The sequence below is a fragment of the Virgibacillus siamensis genome (genome assembly GCF_039522605.1).
Lineage (GTDB): Bacteria > Bacillota > Bacilli > Bacillales > Amphibacillaceae > Lentibacillus > Lentibacillus siamensis.
On sequence record NZ_BAAADS010000010.1, the window covers coordinates 45526 to 62258 of the forward strand.

Annotated in this window: 17 protein-coding genes; all 17 read left to right on the forward strand. The window is 39.6% G+C overall.

Going from position 1 to position 16733, the window contains the following annotated elements:
- The first annotated feature begins 12 nt into the window (after positions 1–12).
- Positions 13–1356 carry a germination protein YpeB gene (ypeB, locus tag ABD010_RS07640; RefSeq protein ID WP_343811758.1) on the forward strand — a complete coding sequence of 448 codons (1344 nt, stop codon included), beginning with the start codon at positions 13–15 and terminating at the stop codon, positions 1354–1356.
- Between the two features lie 290 nt (positions 1357–1646).
- On the forward strand, positions 1647–2336 hold the full coding sequence (cmk, locus tag ABD010_RS07645; RefSeq protein ID WP_343811760.1) for a (d)CMP kinase: 690 nt from the start codon (positions 1647–1649) through the stop codon (positions 2334–2336).
- Between the two features lie 2 nt (positions 2337–2338).
- The gene (locus ABD010_RS07650) at positions 2339–2923 is read left to right on the forward strand and encodes a lysophospholipid acyltransferase family protein (protein ID WP_343811762.1); all 585 of its coding nucleotides are present in this window, start codon (positions 2339–2341) and stop codon (positions 2921–2923) included.
- Positions 2924–3017: 94 nt separating this feature from the next.
- Positions 3018–4148, forward strand: a complete 1131-nt coding sequence (rpsA, locus tag ABD010_RS07655; RefSeq protein ID WP_343811764.1) for a 30S ribosomal protein S1 — start codon at positions 3018–3020, stop codon at positions 4146–4148.
- Positions 4149–4420: 272 nt separating this feature from the next.
- Positions 4421–5731, forward strand: a complete 1311-nt coding sequence (gene der / locus ABD010_RS07660; protein WP_343811766.1) for a ribosome biogenesis GTPase Der — start codon at positions 4421–4423, stop codon at positions 5729–5731.
- 13 nt (positions 5732–5744) lie between these two features.
- A complete protein-coding gene (locus tag ABD010_RS07665; protein ID WP_343811769.1) occupies positions 5745–6782 on the forward strand; it encodes an NAD(P)H-dependent glycerol-3-phosphate dehydrogenase in 1038 nt (345 codons plus the stop codon).
- A gap of 41 nt (positions 6783–6823) precedes the next feature.
- Positions 6824–7102: a stage VI sporulation protein F gene (locus ABD010_RS07670; protein ID WP_425542260.1), complete on the forward strand. Its 279-nt coding sequence runs from the start codon at positions 6824–6826 to the stop codon at positions 7100–7102.
- A 338-nt stretch (positions 7103–7440) separates the two neighbouring features.
- Entirely contained in the window at positions 7441–7638 is a 198-nt protein-coding gene (locus ABD010_RS07675; RefSeq protein WP_343811773.1) for a DUF2768 family protein, read from the forward strand.
- Positions 7639–7649: 11 nt separating this feature from the next.
- Positions 7650–8378, forward strand: coding sequence for a hypothetical protein (locus ABD010_RS07680; protein ID WP_343811775.1), 729 nt, complete (start codon positions 7650–7652; stop codon positions 8376–8378).
- Positions 8379–8698: 320 nt separating this feature from the next.
- A complete protein-coding gene (gene spoIVA / locus ABD010_RS07685; protein ID WP_343811777.1) occupies positions 8699–10177 on the forward strand; it encodes a stage IV sporulation protein A in 1479 nt (492 codons plus the stop codon).
- Between the two features lie 405 nt (positions 10178–10582).
- Positions 10583–10855: an HU family DNA-binding protein gene (locus tag ABD010_RS07690; protein ID WP_174613609.1), complete on the forward strand. Its 273-nt coding sequence runs from the start codon at positions 10583–10585 to the stop codon at positions 10853–10855.
- Positions 10856–11190: 335 nt separating this feature from the next.
- Entirely contained in the window at positions 11191–11988 is a 798-nt protein-coding gene (locus tag ABD010_RS07695) for a heptaprenyl diphosphate synthase component 1 (protein WP_343811780.1), read from the forward strand.
- A gap of 3 nt (positions 11989–11991) precedes the next feature.
- On the forward strand, positions 11992–12696 hold the full coding sequence (locus ABD010_RS07700) for a demethylmenaquinone methyltransferase (RefSeq protein ID WP_343811782.1): 705 nt from the start codon (positions 11992–11994) through the stop codon (positions 12694–12696).
- A gap of 41 nt (positions 12697–12737) precedes the next feature.
- Positions 12738–13709 (forward strand): heptaprenyl diphosphate synthase component II, encoded by a 972-nt coding sequence (gene hepT, locus ABD010_RS07705; RefSeq protein ID WP_343811784.1) that lies wholly within the window; start codon positions 12738–12740, stop codon positions 13707–13709.
- Between the two features lie 75 nt (positions 13710–13784).
- A complete protein-coding gene (gene ndk / locus ABD010_RS07710) occupies positions 13785–14231 on the forward strand; it encodes a nucleoside-diphosphate kinase (RefSeq protein ID WP_343811786.1) in 447 nt (148 codons plus the stop codon).
- Between the two features lie 246 nt (positions 14232–14477).
- Positions 14478–15644, forward strand: a complete 1167-nt coding sequence (gene aroC / locus ABD010_RS07715) for a chorismate synthase (protein ID WP_343811789.1) — start codon at positions 14478–14480, stop codon at positions 15642–15644.
- Positions 15645–16721 (forward strand): 3-dehydroquinate synthase, encoded by a 1077-nt coding sequence (aroB, locus tag ABD010_RS07720; RefSeq protein ID WP_343811791.1) that lies wholly within the window; start codon positions 15645–15647, stop codon positions 16719–16721.
- Positions 16722–16733 lie beyond the last annotated feature (12 nt).

The window sequence follows — 16733 nt, forward strand, 5'->3', positions numbered from 1 at the left end:
GGTGTGAAAAGCATGATACGTTGGATATTAATTGGTGTTCTAACTGTCGGAATAGCTGCTACAGCATTTTGGGGATATCAAGAGCATCAGGACAAAAATGCGATTCTTGTTCAGGCTGAAAATGACTACCAGCGTGCATTTCATGAACTTAGTTATCACATGGATTTGTTGAATGATAAAATCGGAACTGCATTGGCAATGAACTCCAAAAAGAGCCTGTCCCCTCAATTGGTGGAAATATGGCGGTTGACTTCTGAGGCAACCTCAGACGTTGGACAACTTCCGCTGGTTCTGATGCCGTTTAATAAAACGGAAGAATTCCTCTCCGATATCGGTAAATTTACCTATCGAACCGCTGTCAAAGATTCCGGAAAAAAAGCTCTGACAGATAAGGAAATGGGGAGACTGGAAAAACTTTATAAGCAATCAAGGGATATCAAAAATGAATTAAGAAAGGTACAGAATGTTGTATTGGAAGAAGATTTGCGATGGATGGATGTTGAATTAGCGCTTGCTGAAGATGGCGAGCCGACAGATAATACCATTGTGGATGGATTTAAAACAGTTGAAAAAACCGTGGAAGGATTCAGTGAAAGCAATGTAGATTCACCACTTCCCGGAACTTCATCTCAGGATCACAAGTATCAGTTCCTGAAAGGTGAGAAAATCAGTGAAGAGGAGGCCATAAAACGAAGTAAAAATATTTTTAACGTAAAAAACACTGAAAATATCACAGTTACCAAAAGTGGAAAGGGATCCGATATTCCCATTTACAGCATTTCATATCGGAATGGTAATAAAAACGCTTATATGGACATGTCACAAAAAGGCGGTCATCCCATTTCCTTACTGGTAAATCGAAAAGTCGAAAAGCAGAAAATCAGCCTGAATGAAGGACTGGATAAAGCTAAATCCTATCTGAAAAAACACGGGTTTAGCAAAATGGAAATTTTCCAGAGTAATCAATACGATAACATTGGCGTTTATTCGTTTTTGTATAATCAAAATGGTGTACGCGTTTATTCTGATGCAGTTGAGGTAAAAGTTGCTCTGGATAATGGTGACCTGCTTGGATTTACCGCCAAAAATTATTTTATGAACCACAAGAAGCGAGATATACCTGAGCCCAAGTTATCTGCCAAAGAGGCGAAAGAAAGCGTTAGTCAAGATGTGAAAATAAATGAAAAACATCTGGCGATTATTGATAATGATCTCGGCAAGGAAGTTTTGACTTACGAATTCCTCGGTGTCCTTGGTAATGAGACATACCGAATCTTTATCAATGCAAAGGATGGAACGGAAGAAAAGGTTGAAAAACTGGATGGCAAAGAAGTAAATTTCGACGCTGTTTTCTGAAATGAACAACGTGGTACGATGGGATACTTTTTTGATAAAATTCGGGTGGTGCTTGACACCGCTCGAATTTTCTTTTTGGAGGTATGTAATATATAAACAAATAGACCTTCATTTCATTAATATGTTATTATTTATTGTAGGGTTATGGAAAGAAAATGGCAGGATTAGGTTTTTTCCATCATCGGCTTTATACATAACTGCGCAACATTTGTATGGTGCTGCCTCGATATTAAGAAGTATGCAAAAACTGTATAGGACACAAGGGAAAATGAGAGGAATGAAAGGCATAAATGAATAAAGCAGAAATAGCGATAGCAATTGACGGACCTGCTGCTGCAGGGAAAAGTACTGTTGCGAAAATAACAGCCAGAAAACTAAACTACATATACGTTGATACGGGAGCAATGTACCGAGCGTTGACACTAAAGTCACTCAACAGCGAAATAGATCCCGATAATGAGAAGGCATTGATAGAACTGTTAACACTTACAGATATCGAACTGATCCAAGGTGAAAATAATCAGCATGTTTTGTTGGACGAATATGATGTTACACATGATATTCGATCCGAGCAGGTAACCAATAACGTGTCCTATGTTGCCCAGCATCCCTTAATACGGAAAGAAATGGTGAAACGCCAGCAGAAACTGGCTGAAAAGCGTGGAGTTGTGATGGATGGCCGGGATATAGGTACACATGTACTTCCAAACGCAGAAGTGAAAATATTTCTTATTGCCACCGTAGAAGAACGTGCGCGGAGAAGACATGAGGAGAACTTGAAAAAAGGTTTTTCTTCTGATTTGGATACACTAAAAAAGGAGATAGAACAACGGGATTTGATTGATTCTAAACGGGAAGCTTCGCCACTGCTGAAAGCTGACGATGCAATTGAAATTGATACAACCTCCATCACAATTGACGAAGTGGCGGAACGTATTTTAGACGAAGCTTACAAAGTAATGGGGCAAAAAGGAGACTGATCATGAGCCTTTATAAATTTGCTAAAACAGTAGTGGCAATTCTTCTGTTTCCATTATACCGAATCAAAGTTATCGGAAAGGAAAACGTTCCAAAAGAAGGACCTGTAATTATATGTTCCAATCATATTTCAAACATCGATCCCCCCGTTGTAGGCATTACGTCCCCACGTGATATCTATTTTATGGCTAAGGGGGAGTTATTTGAAAAACCAGTGTTGGGAAAATTGCTCACGAAAATACATGCATTTCCGGTACGCAGAGGAATGGGAGACCGCAACGCGCTTCGGAATGGATTGAAAATATTGCGGAACAATGAAACACTGGGACTCTTCCCTGAAGGAACACGCAGTAAGACTGGAAAGGTGGGAAAGGGTCTGGCAGGCGCGGGTTTTTTTGCTCTCCGTTCCAAAGCCGAAATTGTACCCTGTGCCATTATTGGACCGTATAAACCTGGAAAGCGCTTAACCGTAATTTACGGAAAACCGATGGATATAGAAACGTATCGTCAAAACAAAGCATCAGCAAAAGATACATCCGATGCAATTATGAATGAAATAAGAAAAATTATAGATAATCATTATTCCTGATATGCATTGCTTGACAAATAATTATAAATATTAGAAGTTATAAAAAAGAGATATTTCGAACTTTGTTGGTTTGTATTTTAAGGAGGGCTTTTGAATGACTGAATCTAATAGCGGAATACCAGAATTGAATGTAGGAGACCTTATCACAGGAACCATTGTCAAAGTGGAAGAAAAGCAGGTTCTTGTTGATATTGGATATAAAACAGAGGGTATTGTTCCAATCAGCGAATTGTCGAACCTTCATGTTGAACAAGCAAGCGATGTGGTGAAAGAGGATGACGAACTTTCATTGCAGATTAAAAGGATTGAGGATGATGAAGTCATTCTATCCAAGAAGGCAGTAGATGCAGACAAAGCATGGGAATCACTTGCGACAAAATTTGAAAATGAAGAGGTTTTTGAAACAGAAATTAAAGATATTGTAAAAGGAGGACTCGTTGTCGACGTTGGTTTGCGAGGATTTATTCCAGCTTCTTTAGTTGAAACATATTTTGTTGAGGATTTCTCCGACTATAAAAACCAAGTACTAAAGGTTAAAATTATTGACCTTAACAGAGAACAGAACCGTGTTATTCTATCGCACCGTGATGTTATTCAGGATGAAGAAGAGACCAGAAAACAGCAATTATTGCAAAATCTTGAAGCAGGACAAGTACTCGACGGTGTTGTACAGCGCATAACAAGTTTTGGTGCGTTCGTTGATCTTGGTGGAATTGATGGTCTTGTTCATATTTCACAGCTGGCACATGAACATGTTGAAAAGACTGAAGATGTTGTCGCAGAGGGTGATACAATAAGTGTGGAAATCTTATCAGTTGACCGCGATAATGAACGCATTTCGCTCTCCCGTAAGAAAACACTCCCTGGACCCTGGACAGATATTGAGGAAAAAGTATCCAAGGGGGATGTGCTGGAAGGGAAAGTAAAACGGCTTGTAAGTTTTGGTGCATTTGTCGAAGTAATGTCTGGGGTTGAAGGGCTTGTTCATATTTCACAAATTGCCAACAGGCACATCGGAACACCCCAGGAGGTATTGGATACAGGACAAACTGTCAAAGTAAAAGTGCTGGATGTAAGCGAAGCGGAACAGCGTATGTCACTATCCATAAAAGAATTGGAAATGGAACAGGAAGCGGCAGAATTTAAAAAGTACGAAAAAGATGATGATCAGCTTGGCTTCCAGGTAGGCGACTTTATTGGCGATAAACTGGACAAATATAAATAATAATTTTTATTCAATGCTCTTTCCAAATGGAAAGAGCATTTTTAAAATATTTTTTATAATGCTTATGAGAATTATGATCAGCAAAAATTGATTGTTATGTGAATAACAGTTAACGACATAGATGCGTATACGAAATCTGTGCATGTAAACCGCATATTTAAAAGTTGATTTCCGATAATAATTGTCTATATGGTTTTCTTTTGCTAGAATAAATAAATGCTGTATACATAAAAATAAATTTGCAATGTAAATGTGGAAAGGATGTTCCTTTCATGAGGAAATCTGTAGTAGCGATAGTTGGCAGACCAAATGTGGGAAAATCAACTATTTTTAATCGGCTGGTCGGGGAAAGAATTTCAATTGTTGAAGATACTCCCGGTGTTACCAGAGACCGGATATATGCTGAAGCTGAATGGCTTACAACCACTTTCAATTTGATTGATACGGGTGGTATTGATGTTGGGGATGAACCTTTATTGGTTCAAATGCGTCAACAGGCTGAAGTTGCCATTGATGAAGCTGATGTTATTATTTTCTTGTTGAATGGTAGGGAGGGCATTACTGCTGCTGATGAGGAAGTAGCTAAATTACTGTATAAATCCAATAAACCGGTAGTTATTGGTGTTAATAAAATGGACAACCCGGAAATGCGCCAGGAGATTTATGAATTTTATTCACTTGGCTTTGGTGAGCCATTTCCGATTTCCGGATCCCATGGACTGGGATTGGGCGATTTACTTGATGAAGTAGTCGGGTATTTTCCTAAAGAAGAGGAAGCAGAGATGCCTGATGATACCATTTATTTCAGTCTGATTGGGCGCCCCAATGTTGGTAAATCATCACTCGTTAATTCGATGTTACACGAAGACCGGGTCATTGTGAGTGAAATGGAAGGAACAACCCGGGACGCAGTTGACACGCACTTGCGTAAGGATGACCAGGATTTTGTAATAATCGATACTGCCGGTATGCGTAAACGTGGTAAAGTATATGAAACGACCGAAAAATACAGTGTATTGCGCGCCTTAAAGGCAATTGAGCGTTCCGATGTCGTTCTTGTTCTGCTTGATGCGGAAACCGGAATAAGAGAACAGGATAAGAAAATTGCAGGTTACGCACATGATGCGGGTCGGGCTGTAATTATCGTTGTAAACAAATGGGATACAATTGATTCCGGTGACAAAACGATGAAAGAATTTGAGAAAAAAGTAAGAGCACATTTTCAATTTCTTGATTATGCCCCAATTGTCTTTCTTTCTGCCAAAACGCAAAAAAGGCTGCATACACTTATTCCCGCTATCAGAACAGCCAGTGAAAATCATGCAAAGCGCATCCAAACAAACGTACTAAACGATGTGATTATGGATGCATTGGCGATGAATCCGACACCAACCGTAAAAGGCAGAAGGTTGAAAGTACTTTACGCAACACAGGTGGCAGTCAAACCGCCAAGTTTTGTTGTCTTTGTGAACGATCCTGACTTAATGCATTTCACTTATAAGCGTTTCCTGGAAAACAGAATCCGGGATGCCTTTGGGTTTATTGGAACTCCAATTAAAATATTTGCGAGACGACGTCAATAAGGAGGCTATACCAATGAGTAAAGTAGCAGTAATTGGTGCAGGCAGCTGGGGAACAGCGCTCAGCATTGTACTGTCTGATAACGGTCATGATGTCCGCCTGTGGACACATCGAAAAGAACAAGCTGATATGATAAACAACCAACACGTAAATGAAAATTATTTAAAGGTTAACCTACCGGAAAATATTAAGGCTTATGACGACTTGCACAGTGCAATCGATGACGTGAAAGCCATTATATTGGTCGTACCGACAAAAGCTATACGGGAAGTAAGCCAACAGTTAAACCGTTTACTGAAGAAAAAAATCACCATAATTCATGCGACCAAAGGAATTGAACCGGAGTCACTTAAACGTGTATCCCAAATGATCAGTGAAGAACTGGATTCCTACAGCTATGAAGATATTGTGGTGCTTTCCGGTCCAAGTCATGCGGAGGAAGTCGGAAAACGGCTGCCAACAACGGTAACAGTTTCATCACTGGACAGTTCGAATGCCAAACTGGCACAGGATCTGTTTATTAATGAATCTTTTCGTGTTTATACAAGCCCGGACGTAGTTGGTATTGAGCTAGGTGGAGCATTAAAAAATATAATTGCACTTGGTGCAGGTATTTCGGATGGTTTAGGTTACGGTGACAATGCCAAGGCAGCATTGATAACGAGAGGACTTGCCGAAATCACCCGATTGGGCACATCGCTTGGGGCAAATCCTCTGACATTCCTCGGGTTACCTGGTGTGGGGGATCTGATTGTAACATGCACCAGTGTTCATAGCAGAAACTGGCGAGCCGGCAACCTGTTGGGTAAAGGACATAAGCTGGATGAAGTGCTTGACCAAATGGGTATGGTCGTTGAAGGAGTACGCACTGCAAAGGCTGCATATCAATTTGCTGAAGACCAGGAAATAGAAATGCCAATAACCGCTGGTATATATCAGATTTTGTTTGAGAATAAATATCCCCGGGAAGTTGTCGAGCAATTAATGAGTCGTAATAAGCGGGAAGAGATGGACGATCTTGCTGAATTAATTGGAGGGAACTATTCCAAATAACACGGAAACGCATGCTTTGCATATACTATGCTGAAGTAATTATGCAGGGAGGCGAGCGTGTGAGTAATTCCCGGAAAGATCCTTTCGATCAAATACAGCAGCAGGCGAATGTAAATCCAGACCAAATTTATAAAGTCGCTGAATCCGTTAAAAATGCTGATTTTTCCGATGAAACAACGGTTAGGGCATTGGTTCAGAGACTTGCAAAAATAGCCGGAAAGCCCATTTCAAAAGCGAAAGAGGATAAGATTGTACAATCCATCACAGAGAACAATATGCCAATTGATATGCAATCATTGAATCAACTGTTTAAAAAGTAGCGATATTTAGGCAAGTGATGATGCAATTGGAAGTCTGCTCGCATAATATAAATCGCACAAGCATTCATGATAGAGTTGCTGTGGATTTTATTTAGTCAACCGGGATGGAGTCAGCCCCCTCTGTCCCGGATTTTTAATTGCTCATAAATCGGTGATACTCAGCGGGAAACTACCGGTACAAGCCCTGATCCATTCAACTAATACTCAGGGAAATACCAAGTTTTCTAATTCAAAATTGTGACGTTTTTTTGATCAAACTTATTATAAATATATGAATCATGTGCAATATGTTATAATACGATGTGCAATTATGGAGTTTGAAGCGGGAGTGAATAAAAATGTCTCAAAGTATGCTGAATATGTGGATTTCATTTGCCGGTATGGCACTCCTTCTACTTTCCATCGGTCTTATCCTGTTGAGCAGATATAAGCTGAGGGGATTGCTTGCAGGTATTGTTTCAGTATTGGCTTATTTATCTTTAATACTTGGCGGAATTATCATTTTGTATATCGTGTTCAGCGGGCCGACGGGTTAGGAGGATCTTCCATGAAAGTTACATATTTTCATCTAAGTATTGCATTAATCTTCACAATTTTATTAAGCGGCTGTCTGTACCCGGAAAGTGAGATGCCCAAAAATCAGGTTCCGAACGAAGCCCAACTGGAAATGGTGCAATCAGCGGTTGATACGTATCAGAAACAGACACAGGGATTACTTCCAATTAAGACCAAAGAACAGGATACACCAATCTTCCGAAAATACCTAGTTAATTTCAAGAAATTATTGGAACGCAATATTATATCGGAAATTCCAGGTACCGCTTATGAAAATGGTGGTGTTTACCAATATACAATTATCCATGCCGAAAAAAACCCAAAAGTGAAATTAATTGACCTGCGGGTAATAGATGCTATTCGTGAACTTAATATCAAATTAAATATGTACCGGAATGAGCATCTCTATCCACCATTTGGCAAAAGAATTTCAGAAGGGGTTTTTAAAATTGATTACGAAGAATTAGGGCTTGACGCGGAACCATATGTTATCAGCCCGTATTCGCATAAAAATCTCCCCATTGTTATGGATACAGAAGGGAATCTTTATGTGGACTACCGGATTGATTTAAATGCTGCATTGAAAGAATATGATCACGATTATAAGAAGGGGGATGATATTCGTTATTTATTAGCGGAACATTCACCTTTTGTGCCAGCTTATTCGTTACCATATACGGTTAAAAACGGAGAACCGGTTTTTCTTCCTCAGGAGAATTAATATATCATAATACGTCCCTTGTAACATATATTGTGTTGCAAGGGATTTTTAGTGAGGGCAAATAAAATATTCTTTTTTACTGCATTTATGTTACCGCAGGATTTGAACTTTATAAGATAAGCGCTTCCAATACAGTAAAAAGCACTTTCATCAGAATCCTTTTAACGAAAGCCAGGTTTTCCAGAAGTCATTTGGAATTTATTTTTTATTCTTTTATCCAAAATCAAGTCATAATTTGGTGGGACAACATCATAGACTTGTAATGTCAATTATTCGCAGGTTATTCGGATTACCGGAAATGGAGATCGGGAGGGGATCGTTTGGAGAGAGTTGATATTTTTAAAGATATTTCGAAACGGACGAATGGAGATATTTATCTGGGAATTGTCGGTGCAGTCCGAACCGGAAAGTCTACCTTTATTAAACGCTTTATGGAGTCCGTAGTATTGCCGAATATTGAGGATGATGGTGAAAGAGGACGTGCTCATGATGAATTGCCTCAAAGTGCTGCCGGCAAGACAATTATGACGACAGAGCCGAAATTCATACCAAACCAGGCAGTATCCGTTCATGTCGACGAAGGTTTGGATGTAAACGTTAGGCTTGTTGATTGTGTTGGTTATGCAGTGGATGGTGCCAAGGGATTTGAAGATGAAAACGGACCACGAATGATTAACACCCCATGGTATGAAGATCCAATTCCTTTTCATGATGCTGCAGAAATTGGAACGAGAAAAGTTATCCAGGAACATTCCACAATTGGAGTTGTTGTTACCACCGACGGGACTATTGGTGAGATTGAGCGGTCTGATTACCAGGAAGCTGAATCAAAAGTAGTAGAAGAACTGAAAGAGGTAGGAAAACCGTTTATTATGGTGGTCAATTCAACTCGTCCAACCAGTCAGGAAACGGAATTGTATCGGCAGGAATTAACTGAAAAATATGATATTCCTGTACTGGCTATGAGCATTGAATCAATGACAGAACACGATGTGTACAATGTTCTTCGGGAAGCACTTTATGAATTCCCTGTTTTAGAAGTAAATGTGAATCTCCCAAGCTGGGTCATGGTCCTCAATGAAGATCACTGGCTCAGACAAAATTATCAGGATGCGATTCAATCAACCGTTCAAAATATTAAAAGACTTCGTGACGTGGACAGTATTGTTGGAGATTTCGAGGAGTACGACAATATTGCCACAGCAAATCTTGCGGGCATGGAAATGGGTGATGGTGTAGCAGAAATTGACTTACATGCACCGGATTATCTTTACGATGATATTTTGAAAGAAATTGTAGGTGAGCAAATACGCGGCAAAGATCACCTTCTCGAATTAATGCAGGACTTTGCACATGCGAAAAGAGAATATGATCAGGTGTCAGGGGCATTACAGATGGTAAAGCAAACCGGATATGGAATTGCCGCCCCTTCACTCAAAGATATGGAACTTGATGAACCGGAAATTATTCGCCAAGGTTCCAGATTTGGCGTAAGGCTGAAGGCAATGGCACCTTCCATTCATATGATCAAAGTGGAAGTGGAATCAGAATTTGCACCAATCATTGGTACGGAGAAACAGAGTGAAGAACTCGTCAGATATCTGATGCAGGATTTCGAGGAAGATCCATTATCCATATGGGAATCAGATATTTTTGGCCGGTCATTAAGCTCGATTGTACGCGAAGGAATTCAGGCAAAAATAGCACTCATGCCAGAGAATGCACGGTATAAACTTAAAGATACACTGGAACGGATTATCAATGAAGGGTCCGGTGGATTAATAGCAATAATCCTGTAGCAGCTGAACATAGTTGCTACTTTTTTTATAGCATAAAATTCAGCAGCCTTGAAATCGTGTGTTTTTCATATTTAATTAATTTTTTTTTGAAGAACAGCAGGAATTTGACATCTTCTGTCGTATAGTTTATAAAGAGGGTTATATTAACCTTTTAAATACAGTGCAGTTCCGGTTTTGCAGGATTTTCCATAATCTGTGAATTTTATGGAAAAAATTAGCTGAGAATAAAATAAATACCGGAAAATTAGGCACTTATTGTTGAATTTTGCTTCAATCTCAGTTAATATAAGCCTTGTCATCATTGAATTGGTGGCTTTGCGTATAAAAAATGACAAATTGGAAACAAATGAAATTAGATTGAATTTGTTCCAATGTTCATTGAATTTTTGGGAGGAGGTGAATATCATGAACAAAACAGACTTAGTAAATGCAGTTGCAGAAAAAAGTGAGCTTTCCAAGAAGGATGCTACAAAAGCTGTAGATGCAGTATTCGAATCTGTCATGGATTCACTTAAACAAGGTGAAAAAGTACAATTAATTGGATTTGGGAACTTTGAAGTACGTGAGCGTTCTGCCCGTAAAGGCCGAAATCCTCAGACAGGTGAAGAAATCAAAATTCCTGCAAGCAAAGTTCCTGCATTCAAACCAGGTAAAGCCCTAAAAGAAAGTGTTAAATAATCGTACATAGGGCGTTAAAGGGCACGTGTTAACGTGCCCTTTTTTCTTTGCATAATATATTTTTCTGCAACCATCACGATGGAGATATTCTCCGATGATTACTCAGAATACGGATTTGCGGTGAAATCAGAAGTAAGAGCAGTAAGCCATGGAGGGAAGAGCAACAATTGTTTTAATTAAATTATTGGCTCCGTATGCCTCCAGCACCTTAGCTGCACTTCCGCTTTTGTTTTATTCAGCGATTTCTGATTATATATTATAATTATGGAACACTTATAAAATGTGCTATAATGTCATTACTAATATGAATGTATGAAAGGGCACGGGTGGTTGGTTTGCAGACGTCCAATAAGGAACTGAGAAATCTCAGGTCATTAATACACGAAAAGATGCAGCACACATATTTGGAAAAGTATGTAAATATACCGGAGATCGATGATAATAAGCTATTCCTTTTAAAAGAAATTTTGGATGATACGAATTTAACCAGGTTTCAAAAAGACAATTATATTACTACGACGATGCTGGTTCAAATGGCCTTGGATACACACGATCTGGTTCCACAGACCAATAGCTCTGTACAAACTGATACGGAAAGAAAAGCTAAACAATTATCAGTACTTGCTGGTGATTATTACAGTGGTTTATATTATTTGATTCTTTCGGGCATTGAAGACATTGAATTAGTTCATATGCTTGCAGCTGCGATAAAAGAAATAAATGAATGTAAAATGCAATTATATTATAATAAAGAAACTTCATTACACGAATTTTTAACGATAATTAATAAAATTGATTCACTGTTGATTATGTATGTTGCGGAGTTTGTACAGGAAAAGGAAATAAGTTATATTACGGGCGGCTGGTTGCTCACGCAGAAGTTGCTGGAAGTGAAGCATAATTTGGAAATGGGTGATTCCCCATCATTATTCACATTCTGCTCAGGCAAATCAGATTTCGCTGATCAACTGACCAATTCGGAAGTGATCAACCGGTTAATCATGGATAATGTGGCCATTCTCAAAGACGCATTAAACAATTTTCCCGATCGTCTGACATCACTAAAAGCGGATTTGATGAACAGGTTAAATGACCAATTAACCAGCTCAAGAATAATTGTGGAAGAAGGGTAATCCATGTATCAATCCAAAGAGGAACGCGTGCATCACGTTTTCGAAAAAATATACAATAATTACGATTCCATGAATTCAATTATATCGTTTAAACGGCATAAGGCATGGCGACGGGATGTTATGAAGCGAATGCAGGTTGCACCGGGTTCATCTGCATTGGATGTTTGTTGCGGTACGGGGGATTGGTCATTTTCACTGGCTGAGGCAACTGGTAAGGAAGGCACGGTGATTGGAATTGACTTCAGTTCCAATATGCTGTCAGTAGCTCGTGAGAAAAACAATAACGCACAATATGAACATCTTTCATTTATTCAGGGTAATGCAATGAATCTGCCATATAATGATAATTCCTTTGATTACGTAACGATTGGCTTTGGGTTGCGAAATGTTCCCGATTATATGACTGTCCTGAAAGAAATGTACCGGGTCGTGAAACCGGGTGGGAAAGTGGTATGTCTGGAAACATCCCAGCCGACCATGTTCGGTTTTCGACAAGGTTATTATTTTTATTTTCGGTTCATTATGCCGCTCATTGGCAGATTGTTTGCCAAAAGCTACAAGGAATACGCATGGTTACATGAATCTGCCAAGAATTTTCCTGATAAAAAGAAATTGAAGGATATGTTTTTGGAAGCGGGATTCAGCCGGGTACAGGTGAAAAGCTATACTGGCGGAGTGGCAGCCATGCATATGGGTGAGAAGAAATAAACGCAACGATTAGCGGGAACTCAATGTAAAAGGTGACGTGCATGAAACTAAGTAAAACATATGGATATTTAAAAAAAGAACTGGATACAATTGAACATGCATTAAACAATGCAATTCAAGCCGATCATACTGTGCTACGGGAAGCATCTTTACAATTGCTTCAGGCAGGGGGAAAACGCATTCGCCCTGTTTTTGTCTTGTTATGCGGTCAGTTGGGGGATTACAATCTGGACCGGGTAAAAACGGTTGCGGTCTCTCTTGAACTGATACACATGGCGACGCTAGTGCACGATGATGTAATCGACGATGCTTCATTGCGCAGAGGAAAATCCACCACAAAACAGTTATACGGAAATCGGGTTGCCATGTATACAGGGGATTATATACTGGCCCGTGCATTGGAAAATATCACAACCATTCCCGATGTCAATGCTCATCAGGAATTATCCAAAACAATCGTCCAGGTTGTAGTCGGTGAGATTGAGCAAATTAAAGATAAATTTGACTGGGACCAGAATCTCCGTGATTATTTGCGAAGAATAAGACGAAAAACTGCACTGCTTATAGCAACAAGCTGTAAGTTGGGTGCTATCGTTTCGGGGCTTTCGGAAACGGAACAAAAAAAGCTGTATCAGTATGGCTATTATATAGGGATGTCCTATCAAATTATTGATGATATTCTGGATTTTACCTCTTCAGCAAATGAATTGGGTAAGCCTGCCGGAAATGATCTGCTTCAGGGTAATATAACACTGCCTGTCTTATTTGCAATGCAGGATCCGGCATTTAAGAAGTTGCTCATGGAAACATTTGAGTCACCTGAAACAGTGACAGATGATGAAATGTCCAACGTAATTAAAAAACTGAAAACAACAGATGCGATCGAAAAATCGTATCAAATCAGCGATCACTATTTGAATAAAGCGCTATATGCTTTAAGCAGTATTCAGAATCATAAAGCCAAACAGACACTTGTAAACATTGCCAAATATATAGGCAAAAGGCGTTCCTAGATTCATTGTTATTTACCACGAAGTTTGATAAACTTTTAAACGGTTGTGAAAATACATACTAAACGAGGTGCTAATATGGAAAAAACATTTTTGATGGTAAAACCAGATGGCGTTCAACGCAATTTGGTAGGGGAGATTGTAAATCGATTTGAACGTAAAGGATTTAAACTGGCCGGGGCAAAACTGATGCAAATCACGGATGAACTGGCCGAAAATCACTACGGTGAACATAAAGAACGTCCTTTCTTTGGTGAGCTGGTCAGTTTCATTACGTCCGGACCGGTATTTGCAATGGTTTGGGAAGGTGAGAACGTGATCACTACCGCCAGAGATATGATGGGAAAAACAAATCCGCTTGAAGCTGCAGCCGGAACAATCCGCGGCGATTACGGCATTACAGTTGGTAAGAATGTCATTCACGGTTCTGATTCACCAGAAAGTGCTGAACGCGAAATTGGCCTTTTCTTTAATGAAAATGACATTTTATCCTATTCAAAACAAGATAGTGAATGGATCTACTAATTATGAAAAAACCTCCGTATTTGTACGGAGGTTTTTGTGTCTCCAAACGAAACTCCTATTTTTATGCCAATTAAATCAGCCCCAGCATAATACTTCGGCAAACATTTTAATTCAATTCGGATTTTTTTAGCGAAACCACTTTTATCTCAGCATCGTATTTTTATGCAAAATAATGATGTTTTTTTCACAAAAGTAAAAACAAATATGATATAGTAATATGAAAATCCTGAAAAGGAGGATCTCATTATGCGCTACTTAACTGCAGGTGAATCACATGGAAAACAACTTACAACAATTATCGAAGGTCTTCCTGCCCGGATGCCGCTTACCATTGATGACATCAATCAATCATTGCTTCGCAGGCAAAAAGGACATGGCAGAGGCAAACGAATGCAAATTGAAAAGGATTTGGCCGAAGTAACAAGTGGAGTTAGGCACGGATATACGCTTGGCTCTCCTGTTACGCTCGTCATTCATAATGATGATTTTAAGCATTGGAAAGATATCATGGGGGAAGCATCGCTGGAAGAGGATAAAAAAATCAGACGCACTGTCTCCAGACCAAGACCAGGGCACGCTGACTTAAATGGTGCATTAAAGTATGGCCACCGTGATATGCGGAATGTACTGGAACGTTCTTCAGCCCGCGAAACTGCTGCAAGGGTAGCAGCCGGAGCTGTTGCTAAAACATTGTTGAAGCAACTTGGGATTGAAATTTCAGGATACGTAAAGGAAATTGCCGGAATTGTCGCGGAAGATTCCCCTTCACTTACTATGAAGGAAAGGCAGGATATGTCGGAATCATCTCCGGTTCGAACGTTGGATAAGCAAGTGGAGCAACCAATGATGGATGCAATCGACAAAGCAAAAAAAGATGGCGATTCAATCGGTGGGGTTGTGGAAGTATGTGTGGAAGGGATGCCTGCCGGAGTCGGATCCTATGTCCATTATGATCGAAAACTGGATTCCCGCATTGCCGGCAGTGTTGTCAGCATAAATGCTTTTAAGGGAGTGGAATTCGGTCTCGGTTTTGAAGCAGCACGACGAAATGGAAGTCAGGTTCATGATGAAATTGCCTGGAGTGAAGAAAAAGGTTATTACCGGAAAACGAATCGTCTGGGTGGATTCGAAGGTGGCATGACAACCGGAATGCCAATCGTTGTTAAAGGTGTTATGAAACCTATTCCAACACTGTATAAGCCACTGCAAAGTGTTGATATTGATTCCAAGGAAGCTTTCAATGCCAGTATTGAACGATCTGATTCATGTGCTGTACCAGCGGCTTCAGTTGTGATGGAACATGTTGTGGCATTTGAAATTGCAAAAGCTGTTTTGGAACAATTTCCATTTGATCAGTTTCCGAATCTTGCAGAAGCCATCAATGATTACCGCGAAGAAATAAGGTGCTTTTAGGTGAATGTAACCAGAATAAACGCTTCTTCAAAAACGTATTATGTTTATGTTGGCGAAGGTCTCAGAACAAAGGTTGAGGAATTTTTACCGAAAACATATTCTTCCATTTTAATCGTTACGGATAATCTGGTGGCTGGCCACTACCTGGAAGACATTGAACATAATTTTGACAATGAACGTGTTTATACGGCAATTATTGAGAATGGAGAAGAGTCGAAATCAATTGAAATGTTTCATCAACTTCAAACGAAAGCAATTGATTGCGGACTGGATAGAAAATCATTAATTGTAGCGCTGGGCGGCGGTGTTGTTGGTGATTTGGCAGGGTTTGTTGCAGCAACATATATGCGTGGTATCGATTTTATTCAAATGCCTACGACCATCCTGGCACACGACAGTAGTGTGGGCGGGAAAGTGGCAATCAATCATGAAAAAGGGAAAAACTTAATCGGAAATTTCTATTCACCTGCAGCGGTGATTTATGATGTCGATACACTGAAATCGTTAAACCAAAAAGAGTTCAGGTCCGGATATGCGGAATTGGTCAAAGAAGCCTTGATTGCTGACGGGACATTTTTCAACACACTGATGTCCGTTAACTTGTCTGATTTAAACAATACAACCATTGCGGATCATATCAATCAAGGAATAACAATAAAAGCAGAGGTAGTTGAAGCAGACGAGAGAGAAGCTGGAATACGAAAATATTTGAATTTTGGTCATACATTCGGGCATGCATTGGAGGCATTGCAAGGCTATCATGGCTTCTCACATGGTGAGGCAGTAGCAGTCGGACTGCTTTTTGCATTTCAGGTTAGTGAGGAAACATTTTCTATCAGGTTGCCATTTGAACGATTGTTTTCCTGGCTCCGATCAAATGGTTATCCATTACAACTACCGGAATTGGATTCAAAGCACATGTTAAGTAAAATGAAACTTGATAAAAAAACAGAAGGCAAAAAAGTTCAAATGGTGCTTTTACAGTCAATTGCCCAGCCGATAACGGTTGAAATCAGCGATGATGATCTATTGAGGCATATTGAATTATTTAAGAAAACATTATCAGGCAGATTTTAAGTAAAGGACAGG

What these genes read in the sequence shown, in the direction of transcription:
- ypeB (WP_343811758.1), top strand. Translation starts at nt 13, where the DNA reads ATGATACGTTGGATATTAATTGGTGTTCTAACTGTCGGAATAGCTGCT.
- ABD010_RS07680 (WP_343811775.1), top strand. Translation starts at nt 7,650, where the DNA reads ATGAAAGTTACATATTTTCATCTAAGTATTGCATTAATCTTCACAATT.
- ABD010_RS07665 (WP_343811769.1), top strand. Translation starts at nt 5,745, where the DNA reads ATGAGTAAAGTAGCAGTAATTGGTGCAGGCAGCTGGGGAACAGCGCTC.
- ABD010_RS07650 (WP_343811762.1), top strand. Translation starts at nt 2,339, where the DNA reads ATGAGCCTTTATAAATTTGCTAAAACAGTAGTGGCAATTCTTCTGTTT.
- ABD010_RS07690 (WP_174613609.1), top strand. Translation starts at nt 10,583, where the DNA reads ATGAACAAAACAGACTTAGTAAATGCAGTTGCAGAAAAAAGTGAGCTT.
- ABD010_RS07700 (WP_343811782.1), top strand. Translation starts at nt 11,992, where the DNA reads ATGTATCAATCCAAAGAGGAACGCGTGCATCACGTTTTCGAAAAAATA.
- aroC (WP_343811789.1), top strand. Translation starts at nt 14,478, where the DNA reads ATGCGCTACTTAACTGCAGGTGAATCACATGGAAAACAACTTACAACA.
- hepT (WP_343811784.1), top strand. Translation starts at nt 12,738, where the DNA reads ATGAAACTAAGTAAAACATATGGATATTTAAAAAAAGAACTGGATACA.
- rpsA (WP_343811764.1), top strand. Translation starts at nt 3,018, where the DNA reads ATGACTGAATCTAATAGCGGAATACCAGAATTGAATGTAGGAGACCTT.
- ABD010_RS07670 (WP_425542260.1), top strand. Translation starts at nt 6,824, where the DNA reads ATGCAGGGAGGCGAGCGTGTGAGTAATTCCCGGAAAGATCCTTTCGAT.
- cmk (WP_343811760.1), top strand. Translation starts at nt 1,647, where the DNA reads ATGAATAAAGCAGAAATAGCGATAGCAATTGACGGACCTGCTGCTGCA.
- der (WP_343811766.1), top strand. Translation starts at nt 4,421, where the DNA reads ATGAGGAAATCTGTAGTAGCGATAGTTGGCAGACCAAATGTGGGAAAA.
- ABD010_RS07675 (WP_343811773.1), top strand. Translation starts at nt 7,441, where the DNA reads ATGTCTCAAAGTATGCTGAATATGTGGATTTCATTTGCCGGTATGGCA.
- ndk (WP_343811786.1), top strand. Translation starts at nt 13,785, where the DNA reads ATGGAAAAAACATTTTTGATGGTAAAACCAGATGGCGTTCAACGCAAT.